Origin of the sequence: Paenibacillus terrae (genome assembly GCF_000943545.1) — a bacterium.
GTDB lineage: Bacteria > Bacillota > Bacilli > Paenibacillales > Paenibacillaceae > Paenibacillus > Paenibacillus terrae_A.
Genome location: NZ_JTHP01000036.1, coordinates 50,054 through 61,888, shown reverse-complemented (window position 1 = coordinate 61,888; position 11,835 = coordinate 50,054). Strand labels below are relative to the sequence as shown.

The 11,835-nt window shown below is 42.7% G+C and carries 9 protein-coding genes and 2 pseudogenes; 8 read left to right on the top strand and 3 right to left on the bottom strand.

What is annotated here, in order from left to right; all coding sequences use genetic code 11:
• From QD47_RS17425 to QD47_RS17410, 4 genes and pseudogenes are all read left to right on the top strand, one after another.
• A pseudogene (locus tag QD47_RS17425) lies at positions 1-482 on the top strand (hypothetical protein); the annotation flags it as partial.
• A gap of 49 nt (positions 483-531) precedes the next feature.
• Positions 532-1,401 (top strand): DegV family protein, encoded by an 870-nt coding sequence (locus QD47_RS17420; RefSeq protein ID WP_044647316.1) that lies wholly within the window; start codon positions 532-534, stop codon positions 1,399-1,401.
• Between the two features lies 1 nt (position 1,402).
• Positions 1,403-3,451, top strand: a complete 2,049-nt coding sequence (gene recG, locus QD47_RS17415) for an ATP-dependent DNA helicase RecG (RefSeq protein WP_044647315.1) — start codon at positions 1,403-1,405, stop codon at positions 3,449-3,451.
• A 111-nt stretch (positions 3,452-3,562) separates the two neighbouring features.
• Positions 3,563-3,850 (top strand): stage VI sporulation protein F, encoded by a 288-nt coding sequence (locus tag QD47_RS17410; RefSeq protein WP_044647314.1) that lies wholly within the window; start codon positions 3,563-3,565, stop codon positions 3,848-3,850.
• A gap of 200 nt (positions 3,851-4,050) precedes the next feature.
• On the opposite strand, the pseudogene QD47_RS17405 reads toward QD47_RS17410, so the two are convergent.
• A pseudogene (locus tag QD47_RS17405) lies at positions 4,051-4,593 on the bottom strand (DinB/UmuC family translesion DNA polymerase); the annotation flags it as partial.
• 458 nt (positions 4,594-5,051) lie between these two features.
• Between QD47_RS17405 and QD47_RS17400 the strand changes: the two are divergent.
• A complete protein-coding gene (locus QD47_RS17400; protein ID WP_044647313.1) occupies positions 5,052-5,432 on the top strand; it encodes a VOC family protein in 381 nt (126 codons plus the stop codon).
• Between the two features lie 251 nt (positions 5,433-5,683).
• Here the strand turns inward: QD47_RS17400 and QD47_RS30895 are convergent, their stop codons facing one another.
• Entirely contained in the window at positions 5,684-5,905 is a 222-nt protein-coding gene (locus tag QD47_RS30895) for a LysR substrate-binding domain-containing protein (protein ID WP_235332292.1), read from the bottom strand.
• A gap of 847 nt (positions 5,906-6,752) precedes the next feature.
• Between QD47_RS30895 and QD47_RS17390 the strand changes: the two genes are divergently transcribed.
• On the top strand, positions 6,753-8,021 hold the full coding sequence (locus QD47_RS17390) for a DNA polymerase IV (protein ID WP_044647312.1): 1,269 nt from the start codon (positions 6,753-6,755) through the stop codon (positions 8,019-8,021).
• 594 nt (positions 8,022-8,615) lie between these two features.
• Here QD47_RS17390 and QD47_RS17385 read toward each other — a convergent pair.
• Entirely contained in the window at positions 8,616-9,509 is an 894-nt protein-coding gene (locus tag QD47_RS17385) for a LysR family transcriptional regulator (RefSeq protein WP_044647311.1), read from the bottom strand.
• Between the two features lie 377 nt (positions 9,510-9,886).
• Between QD47_RS17385 and QD47_RS17380 the strand changes: the two genes are divergently transcribed.
• Entirely contained in the window at positions 9,887-10,327 is a 441-nt protein-coding gene (locus tag QD47_RS17380; RefSeq protein ID WP_023988632.1) for a DMT family transporter, read from the top strand.
• A 21-nt stretch (positions 10,328-10,348) separates the two neighbouring features.
• Positions 10,349-11,794 carry a glycoside hydrolase family 1 protein gene (locus tag QD47_RS17375; RefSeq protein WP_082067216.1) on the top strand — a complete coding sequence of 482 codons (1,446 nt, stop codon included), beginning with the start codon at positions 10,349-10,351 and terminating at the stop codon, positions 11,792-11,794.
• The last annotated feature ends 41 nt before the right edge of the window (positions 11,795-11,835 follow it).

Genomic DNA, 11,835 nt, shown 5'->3' with positions numbered 1-11,835 from the left:
ACACGACGACTGAGCAGGCCCGTGAACTGCTGGAGATGGAGCGCCTGGTGTCGGTTATTCCGAGCAAGACGATTCCTCAGGGTATTGCTGCGGCATTCGCTTTTCAGGAGGAAGAAGCCTTTGAGGCCAATCAGGACAGCATGCGGGACGCGGTCAGCCGCGTGAAATCAGGGCAGGTAACCTATGCAGTACGGGATACGACGCTTGATGACCTGCACATTACGGCCGGCCATTATATCGGTATTCAGGATTCCAAAATTGTAGCGACTGAAGAGCAATTAATCGCAACGGCTCGTCTTTTGCTGACCAAAATGTTGGTGAATGGTGATGAGATTGTTACGATTCTCACAGGTTCGGATGCGAAGCAAGAAGATACAGAGCTGCTCGTTGCATGGCTTGAAGAAAATTATTCGGATGCTGAAGTGGAAGTTCATGAAGGCGGTCAGCCGATTTATCCTTACCTGTTTTCGGTGGAAACTTGATGGGCTGTAGAGCGTCCATAGAAGCTCACCACAAAAGGAGGTCTGATCGATGAGTAACACCATCATTGTGACCGATAGCACGGCTGATATTCCACAGGAACTGGTAGACCGTCTCGGGATAGTCATTGTGCCGCTGACGGTGATGTTTGGAAACACGACTTACCTTGACGGCATTGAGATGTCTGCCGCGCAATTTTACAGCGAACTGGTACGGGCTGATGAGCTACCTACGACGTCACAGCCTTCACCAGCCCGCTTTTTGGAGACATTTACGACGCTGTTGGAGCAACATCCCGAGAGCCAGATCGTTTCCATCCATTTGTCTTCCGGCGTGAGTGGAACGTATCAGTCCGCTCTGCTGGGTAAATCCATGCTGGAGAAGCATGAACATAGAGTGACCGTGGTGGATTCCAAATCAGCTTCATACGGATACGGCATGCTAGTGGTTTATGCGGCAGAGCTGGCGGCTGCCGGGCAATCCCCAGCTGATATTGGTCGGGCTGTGGAACGTCGTGGGGAGCGCCGTTGTTTGTATTTCCTGGTGGATACCCTGGAATACTTGCAAAAAGGTGGACGTATTGGCAAGGCAGCGGCAATGGTTGGCACCCTGCTCAATATTAAGCCGATTCTCTCGATGGACAAGGAAGGTATCATTTATTCGGTAGACAAGGCAAGAGGACATAAAAAAGCGACAGCAAGAATCATTGAATTGCTGGAGCGGGATTTAAAGGGCCAAAAAATTAATATTGCTGTAGGCCATACGGCAGATCGTTCGGCAGCAGAAGCGTTCGAGGCACAGTTGGCAGAACACTTTGAGCTGGGAGATCGAATATATACTGAACTTGGCGCTGTTATTGGGACCCATGTAGGACCAGGAACGATTGGCATTTTTGTATGGCCGGCCGGAGATGAGAGGTAATATGCTGCATTTGGATCAAATACCTTTAAAACAAATACATGGCGTGAGTGCTCTCAAAGAAGGAGAGCTTCACGCTTTTGGCATTTCTAACGTGCAGGACATGCTGGAATACTATCCGTTCCGGTATGAGGATTACCGTCTGCGTTCGCTGAGCGAAGTGAAGGACGGAGATAAAATTACGGTGCAGGCTAAAATCATGGGCATTCCGGTGCTTCAGCGTTACGGGCGCAAATCAAGGTTGACTTGTAAATTGATGGCCGAGGATTGGATGTTTACAGCAACGTGGTTTAATCGGCATTTCATGAAGGAGCAGCTAACCTCAGGTCGTGAAATTGTGGTGACTGGTAAATGGGACCTCAAACGGATGCAAATGACTGTTGCAGATTCTGAGTTTCCCGATAAAGGAGTCGCTCGTTCGGGGACGCTTCAGCCTGTGTATTCCGTAGGCGGTAAGATTACGCAGACCTGGATGCGAAAGACGATGAACCAGACACTCCAGCAGTTTGGCGAAATGATTCCCGAAATTTTGCCGGAGTCGCTTGTGCGTAAATACAGTATAATGCCGCGTAAGCAGGCTATTGCAGGTATACACCAGCCTCAGGACAATCGAGAGGGACAAGAGGCCCGCCGCCGGATGGTGTATGAAGAGCTGTTTTTATTTCAGTTGAAAATGCAGGCATTCCGTGCGTTGAACCGCGGCCGGGCAGATGGGGTTGTACATACAGTGGATAATGCCACGGTTCGCGAATTTGTGAGGGCCTTGCCGTTTGAGCTGACGGATGCTCAGAAGAAAGTGGAGCTTGAAATACTGCATGACCTGCGCTCGCCTTATTGTATGAACCGTCTGCTTCAAGGGGATGTTGGGTCAGGTAAAACCGTGGTTGCCGCCATCGGTTTGTTTGCTACGGTGCGTTCCGGTTTTCAGGGGGCGCTGATGGTGCCAACGGAAATTTTGGCTGAACAGCATATGCGGTCGCTTCACAAGTTATTTGAACCGTTTGGGATTAGTGTGGGGTTGTTGACGGGCAGTACGACCGGGAAGAAGCGTAAGGAGCTACTGGCTTCGCTCCAGATGGGTCTGCTGGATATTGTGGTGGGCACGCATGCCCTTATTCAGGAGGATGTATATTTTCGCCAGCTTGGGCTTGTTGTGACGGATGAGCAGCATAGATTCGGAGTGAACCAGCGTAGTGTACTGCGCCGTAAGGGCTATAATCCCGATGTGCTGACGATGACGGCCACACCGATCCCTCGTACGCTGGCCATCACTGCGTTTGGCGATATGGATGTTTCTACGTTGTCAGAGCGGCCAAAGGGGCGTATTCCGATTTCTACGTATTGGGTAAAGCATGAGCTGATGGATCGTGTGCTCGGATTTATTTCCCGTGAGGTAGATCAGGGACGGCAGGCTTATCTGATCTGCCCGTTGATTGAGGAGTCCGAGAAGCTGGATGTACAGAATGCCATTGATCTGCATATTCAAATGCAACAGGCTTTTCCACGTTACCGCGTCGGTCTGCTGCATGGGCGAATGACTCCTGCTGAAAAGGAAGAGGTTATGCGTTCTTTCTACGCCAACGAAGTCCAGTTACTCATTTCAACGACAGTTGTAGAGGTGGGCGTAGACGTGCCGAATGCGACGCTAATGATCATTATGGATGCCGACCGCTTTGGCTTGTCCCAGTTGCATCAGCTGCGTGGACGTGTCGGACGGGGTGCACATGCCTCGTACTGTGTGCTGGTCGCTGATCCCAAGTCTGAGGTGGGTCAGGAGCGGATGAAGGTTATGACCGATACGGACGATGGTTTTGAGGTGGCTAGACGTGACTTGGATTTGAGAGGGCCGGGTGACTTTTTTGGTACTAAGCAAAGTGGGCTGCCCGAGTTTCGGTTAGCAGATATGGTAGCGGATTTTGAGGTGCTGGAAAAGGCACGTGAGGATGCGACTGGTTTGATCGCGGATTCGACCTTTTGGACATCTCCGCAGTATGAAGCATTACGTGGGTATTTGCAAAAAGAGCAGATTTTCCAGGGAGATCTTATCGACTGATGCACCTTGAATTATAAGGTTTTTTTTATAGTTTTAAACAGATAGGCACAATGGACAGGCTGGCCGTCATATATTTGGGAATGACCGAATGATATGGGAGGTGCGGTAACATTGAGCTATCAGCAATATGGAATCAGTCCGCAACTGGTGGAGCGGATTAAGTTGAAAATGAAAAATCGTGCACTCAAGGAGCGGGTTAAGCAGCAGATCGAAGGTGTGACCAAGGCGGACCTGCAAAACAAAGCCAAGGTACGTCAACTTGTGAAGTCCACTTCCACTATTTTGAACGAGCGGCTGACAGCTGCACAGGAAGAACAATTGACGGCCTTCGTGCTGGCGCAAAAAATCGATCCGTCTAATACGTTCCATCTGATCAAGCTGTGGGGGATGTTTCGTTAACTGGGCATACGCAGGATGTCTCTAAAATCTCTCTGAATGCTAGATGCTCATCCAAGCTGGAAAAAGGATTGCCTGATGTCAGGCGGTCCTTTTTTGCTTGCTCCTCTATTTCTCGATTATTCTCTGTTAAGCATAGTATTCTGTAGCCTTCGCTCGTATTTAATTCCCCGGGGAATAGTCTGTGTGTTAATGGAGAGATTTTATTTATAATGACCGCCAATTTTGACGGATCGCTCCAGAGCCTGCCCCGCGTTTGTTAACGATGATGCACGCATGATGATCGCCTGACCATACCGATCCTTTAAAGTGTCTGTTACTTTTTCCAAAGCTCGGGATCGCTCCTGATCTTCAAAAAAGTCCAATTGATACAGCTGATCATCCATCAGGCCACTTAAGGTGATACCCACGCGCTTCACAGGCATATGGTTCCAAAAGGTATAAAAGATTTTTTTTACGGTTTCATTTATCTTTTCGGTACGGTTTGTAGGATCGGGCAGCTTCATCTGGCGGGAAAACCCGGTCGGTGCCTCGTGCGGACTGCATATACAATGAACGGTCACAACCGAGCCCATATATCCTTTGCGGCGGGAGTCCCGGCATACCTCTTCTGTCAACTCAAGCAGGATAGTCTCCACCTCCGCAGACTGGACATAATCCCGGGGCAGAGTCATCATATGACCGATGGATTTTGGGGGCGTATCCAATGTTTCCGGCTTGACGGGACTGTGATCCAGAGTATCAGCAAAAAAGTGTGCATATTATATTTGTACATAATTGTTTCTATATGTACTACATTATAAAGATTTAATTGTGATTTTACTTTATATTACAATGTACATAATTAACAACTGTATATATATTGTTAAATGTTGTATTATTTATAGATAATTAGAAAATGAGATTAATAATTTTTAAAAAGTGAGATATGGGATATAATACCTTGGGAGAGGGGATACCAGTGACTGAAACTATCAATGTTGTTCCAGTTAAGGATGGTTCTATGCATTTTATGATAAGGTAAGATGGGGATAGCTTATGTTGAGTTCTTCTAGAACAATGTTTTTAGGTGACTTCCATATTCAAGAATCTAAATAATCTGTTATTTTTTTGTTGTACTTAATACAGTCCAAACGAAGAGAACATTCCTTTGTAATAAAAGATACTGGAGAAGCCACCCATCTTTAAAATAGGAGGAGAAATAATGATAAAAAGGCTTGATCATCTCGTTTTAACTGTTAGAAAAATTGAAGAATCCGTACATTTTTATACCCATGTTTTGGGTATGAAGGAGGAAACGTTCGGTTTAAATCGTAAAGCATTGCGTTTTGGCGATCAAAAAATAAATTTACATGAAGCTGGAAAAGAATTCGAACCCAAAGCCCAAAACCCGGTGTCCGGGTCTGCTGATTTGTGTTTCATTACCGATAAAAACATCGAAGAGATTGTGAATCATCTAGACACCATTGGAGTGAATATTGAGGAGGGACCCGTAACCAGAACAGGCGCGCTAGGTCCTATTGTATCTGTTTATATTAGAGATCCGGATCAAAATCTCATTGAAATATCTCAGTATTTAGTGTGATTTTACATGTTGTGACCAAACCGCACTCTATTTCCCACAAGTTATAGGAGTTCTATTCACTTCAATTCCAAAATATCAGGTCGTAGTAACTGGTTCATTAAAGAGGAGACAGGTTTCCCATGCTTTTAATTTTATTTGCGTATCAGATGCATCCGAAATATCGGTTAATCTTTAGCATCCAATAGAGATGAATTTTATAATCGGCCCGCTGCTCTAATCTTTTTCATCTTGTTCCCAGTTGTAAAATTTCCCTAAGAAAATTTGGCTATAATAAAATTTTTAAAACTCCCAGCAGCGGGCGGTAAATATCTCTCAATCCTCCATGCTAATCCTATGGATCGGTGGCATTCTGGGACATTTAGGCGGACTTGGACAACCTTATGGGTGTCCAGTCCCTGTAAGTCTGGAAGCAACGATACGCCAAGGCCTGAGCCCACCAGTCCCGCAACGGTTGCATGTCTTCCTGAATTCATTTCACATTATTCATTACTGAAATGCATCGAAAGCATACTTATCATAAATTATACTTCTGTCATCGTTGATGATACCATAAGATTATCAGGTTGAGTCGATTTGATGTAGAGGGTTTACAATGCACTATCTTAACGCCCTGGATCGCGACTGAACTTATCACTAGACCAAAGAGTCCTTTCCACAATATTGGCAGCATAATAGGTAAACGCACTCGCGGACGTCACATTACTCTCCAAAATCTGTATCGAACTACTCAGTTGTTATTTAAGGAACAAAAGTTAATAGGGACGAGCAACGAAGAGAGATACGAAGTTGCATTAAACTATTATCGATCAATTAAAGATACATTCTCCAAGGAATGGATTGACTACGGGGAGTACCGTATCACTCATATTGTTTGTCTAGATGCTCTTTCTATTGCGGGGTCCAAGCTTCTAACAATGTGCATAAATGAGCGTGGTAGAATCGATTATAATATGATGCATAAGAGAGTAAAGAAGCTCAGTACAATGAATTGGTCATCTGACGGTCCTTTAAAATATGTAAAAGGTGTGAGTGGATCTAAATCTTTAGCAGCAGATTTAATCGATATGATGCTTTTGGAGTAATTGTTTTTATATCCCTAAACATCTTAGATAGACTTAAGCTCTTTATTAGTAATACATTTTTTATAAAAGGCAGGATGCTTAGCACACGATATAAGTAACAAAAATAGTGGAGATAGCTCTTTAATTGCTGTCTCCACTATTTTTTTAATTCCAGTATTTACTTTGTATATAGAACGTATGTTTGGTATATAATTGACTTGTGATATGCTCTTATTCATTTGCTTTTTGGAGGTGCAACATGATTAAAAAAGATAAGAGAACTATTTTTTTAGCAGATTGTCAAAGTTTTTACGCTAGCGTGGAAAAAGCTTCTCACCCAGAATATAGAAATAAACCACTTGTGGTAGCTGGCGATCCTTCACGTAGGTCGGGAATCATTTTAGCGGCGTGCCCCATTGCAAAAAGTTTTGGTGTAACTACAGCAGAGCGTCTGGGAGAAGCTGTGAAAAAGTGTCCTAAACTTGTTATTGTACGACCACGGATGAAATACTATATTGATGTTTCTTTAGCAATCACGAATATATACAAGGAGTATACTGATCTTGTAGAAGTGTTTAGTATTGATGAACAGTTCTTGGATATTTCTGGTAGTGTAAGAACGTTTGGTGATCCATTAGTTATTGCAAAAGACATTCAGCAAAATGTTCTTTTACAAACTGGAGTTTGGGTTCGAATAGGAAGCAGCTTCAATAAGATACTTGCAAAAATTGCAACTGACATTTGGGCCAAGAAGAACAAAAGCGGGATTTTCACACTATCCAGAGTAGGAGTTGAACATTTATTGTGGCCACAGCCGGTCAGCAAAATGTTTGGAGTGGGATCGCGGATGACAGCACATTTTGCACGGCTTGGCATAACAACTATTGGAGATATAGGCAGAATGACTTTGCCAGAACTTAAGACGAAACTCCGCAGTCATTTTGGAAAACAGTCGGACATCCAGGCTGAGATTATGTGGAGAACTGCTAACGGTTTGGACGATAGTCCTGTTATCCCATCTACGCTCGATTCCCCGCAAAAGTCGATAAGCCATGCAATGACCCTGCCCAAGGATTATTCGAACAAGAATGAGATTGAAACGATTTTGCTTGAACTCACCGAAGAGGTTTGTCGAGACAGCCGTCGTAAAGGGTATATGGGTTCTGTTGTGACTGTCAGTTGTATATGCAGTCCATATGAAGCCCCTACTGGATTTTCCAGGCAAATGAAGCTTACTGACCCGACTAACAATACGAATAAAGTGTACGATGCAGCAAAAAAAATATTTTATAATTTTTGGAATGGCATGCCGATACGACGCCTAGGTGTCACTTTAAGTGAACTGGTTGACGATCAAACATATCAACTCTCCTTCTTTGAAGATCAGGAGCGTACACGTTCCCTGGAAAAAGCAACAGATAGCATTAAAGAACGCTATGGTAGTGCAGCTATTGTAAGAGCTTCCTCTTTGACCAACGCCGGTCAGGCGCTGGAAAGGTCCCTAAAAATCGGGGGGCATTATAAATAAACAGTTCGCAGATAAGGAAAATAAAACTAATCATTTATTATAGCACAGGAGCAGACGGACTTCATTCTGGAGCGGTTGAAGCGAGGTTCGCTGGACCTCGGCTACGTTTATCTGCTTGTAAAGGACGAAGACATAGAGATTGTAGCTCGTATACTTCGCCTTATTGCGTGGTTGTTGGAGAAATTTCGTATTCGATCTCATCCTGAATATTCATACCGAGCTTTGTTCGGTGCGTGTCTGGAAGCTGTGAAATAGATCTTTGCACGCAGTGGATGCCTCAATCCGAATTCTCCCCACTTCTTCGGACAAGAACTTGTTCTCCTTTGCCGTAAAGGACATACACATGATCCTTTTACAGATCGGATACCTCATTCACTAAATGGGTGGATGGACAGATGCAGAAAATGATAGAAGCATATTTCAAGATATTCTGAAAAGTCATTTCGAATTTAAAAAATTGCTTGATTATTGAACAAAAAATTTGTTATAGAGGAACGATGGCTCTATTAGATCGTATTCTAGTTACTGTAGTTAAGATTCTAGGTGCATATTCTTCGTTGACTAGAAAAAAGGAAGCTCTTTATATAATTAAATTTATCCTGTACTACTTTGAAAAAGCTCAATAAACCTTTGAGTTGCTGAAGAAAGGGGCAAATCTTTTTTGATAGCAATACTTAGAAACCTTTTAGGTATGGTTTCTTGGATTGGTACTTTGAATAGCTGTTGTTGATCCAAATCGCTGCGAACAAAATCCTCGATTACACATGATATGCCCAAACCTTTTTTAGCAAACTCAATTAACAGTTCCATGGTACTCAGCTCTACTTTAGGTATTACTTTTAAGCCATATGAAGTGAAAAAGTTGTCAATGTACTTTCTTGTATTAAGTCCTTTCTGCATTAGAATGATCGGGTAATTTACTACTAGTTCTTTTAAGAATATTGGTTTATCACATATTTCTTTAAATCTCTCACTTACTACAAAACAATCTTGTATTTCTATTTTTCCAATCACCGTCAGAGAATCTCTGCTTCCGTTCAGATTGATGATTCCTATGTCAACTTCGCCTGACTCTAGCTGCTTAATTGTAGAATGAGTAGATTGATCTTTGATATAAATCTCGATATTAGGGTAAGCCAAGGAGAATCTTTCTAGGTATTGCATCAAGAAGTTACTACAAGCTGTTGTGCTTACGGCTATTCTTAGTTGGCCAGCATCTAAATTCCTTAATTCCGAAAATTTTCTTTCAGCCGCCTGTAATAACTCATAGCTTTGTTCTACATATTGAAATAATGCCTCTCCTTCTACAGTAAGGGACACTCCTTGTGCTCTTCTATGAAACAACTGTCCACCTAGCTTATTTTCAAGTGATTTTATGGACTGACTAACTGCCGATTGTGATGTAAACAGTTCTTTTGCCGCATTAGACATACTTCCAGCTTTTACTGTGATATAGAAGATCTTATAGAGCTCATAATTAATATCCATATAAGTAATTAGTATACCTCCTATACTTATTATTAATTTTACTTATTATACTGCGTGAATTATACTCGGGTTGTCAATGATTAATCGATAAATTGAGAAGGTGATCAATCTAGTATTCCCATATTTAAGATATATTATTGAATCATCTGTAGGGGATATTCAATCTTCAGAATTTGAGAGGGGATAATACTGAATGTTTCTGATTTCTATTCCATTGCTCTCTAAATAGTAGGTGGGATTACTTTTGCAATGGACACACTTGAAACCGTTCTTTTGGTATTTTCTCGTGGTTCTGAAATCGGATAAACGATTTATTGAAGCACTTCGTTCAATTTCCGATTGGCTAATTGATCAAAGTAAGAGAAAGGGGAACATACATGGCTATCATATTCATAATTTTCGCATTATTAGCAGGAATGGCCTTACCTACGCAATTTAGTGTTAATGCGCAGCTAAGGACGGTGGTGGGATCACCTATTGTTGCTTCGGCCATTTCTTTTACAGTAGGTGCCATCTCATTAATAATCATATCTTTTTTTGTAAAAGGATCGTTGTTCAAAAAAGAATGGTTTGAAGCTCCCTGGTGGATGTGGACAGGAGGACTACTGGGTGCTTTCTATGTATTGGCGACAACCATTCTCATGCCCAGAATAGGAGTAGCAGCTACGGTTGGATACGTTTTAGCTGGACAAATAATCGTGTCGGTGATCATTGATCATTTTGGATTAATTGGTGCTAGTATGCACACTTTGAATATTCCTCGATTATTGGGAGCTCTTTTGGTTATTGCAGGAGTCTTTATCGTACAAAAATTTTAAATACGCTTGGGGGAATCGTACATGAGCAAAATAAGAAAAGACTTTCTGTGGGGAGGAGCTATTGCTGCTAACCAAGCAGAAGGTGCACATCGCAGGGATGAAAGAGGTTTAAGTACCGCTGATATTCAGCCGTTTATTCCAGGGGCTGATCCTACTGATCTACATTTTAATAATATGGATTCAGAAACATATGAAAAATACAAACATGGGACATACTATTTCCCTAAGCGCCAAGGAGTACATTTCTACGAACGATACCGTGAGTATATCGATGCGTTAGCGGACATGCATGTAAAAACATTGCGGTTGTCCATCTCATGGAGCAGGATTTTTCCGAATGGGGATGATACCGGCCCAAACGAGCAGGGCTTGGCCTTTTATGATCGACTATTTAGGTACATGAAAGAAAAAAATATTGAGCCGATCGTCACCATTTTCCATTATGAAATGCCTTTGAATCTGGTTGAGCAATATGGCGGTTGGACGAATCGGAAATTAATCGATTATTTCGTAAAGTATGGACAAACCGTACTGCAAAGATATCATCAAACCGTTAAATATTGGATTATTATCAATCAGATTAATCTTGTGCACAAAGAGGCGTTTGCTTCCCTAGGCATATTGAAAGATAAAGTTGACCATTACGAGCAGGCCCAGTTTCAAGCGGTTCATCATCAATTCGTTGCGTCTGCAAAAATCACCGAATTTGGCCACAAGCTAAACCCATCCCTTCAAATGGGAATGATGTTGGCCGATACGTTAACCGCCCCTTATTCATGTGAACCTGCAGATGTCGAACTGAATTTCAGACGGAATCGAATGCAATATTTCTACAGCGATGTTCTGATCCGAGGAGAGTATCCAGAATATGCATTGACGTATTTCGAAGACCATGACATCCAGCTGGAAATTACGGAATCGGAGAAAGAACTGCTTCGGAACAATACAGCCGATTTCCTTGCAGTCTCTTATTACTGGTCCAATACCGTTAAAGCTAGCGAGAATACGATGGACCCTAATTCTACCGTCAAAAATCCCCATTTGAAAGCGAATCGCTGGGGCTGGTCCATTAATGCTTCAGGATTATATCTCTGCATGTCCAAGTATTGGGACAGGTATCATGTTCCCATGATGGTGGCTGAGAATGGTCTTGGTTTCAAAGATGTTTTAACAGCGGACAACAAAGTTCATGACGATTATCGCATCGAATACCACCAGGAGCATATTGCGGCACTGAAAGAGGCAATACGTGAAGGGGCAGATGTTTTTGCCTATTGCACCTGGGCCCCTTTCGACATCATCAGCGCAGGTACTGCCGAAATGAGCAAAAGATATGGCTTTATTTATGTGGACTATGATGATGAAGGTAACGGAAGTGGGCAATTCCATTTTAAAGATAGTTTTTACTGGTATAAGCAAGTTATTGATTCAAACGGCGAGGATCTTCATAAAAATACCAACGATTAAGATGAGAATGACTGAATGATTAAGGCACCTCCGGATCATTT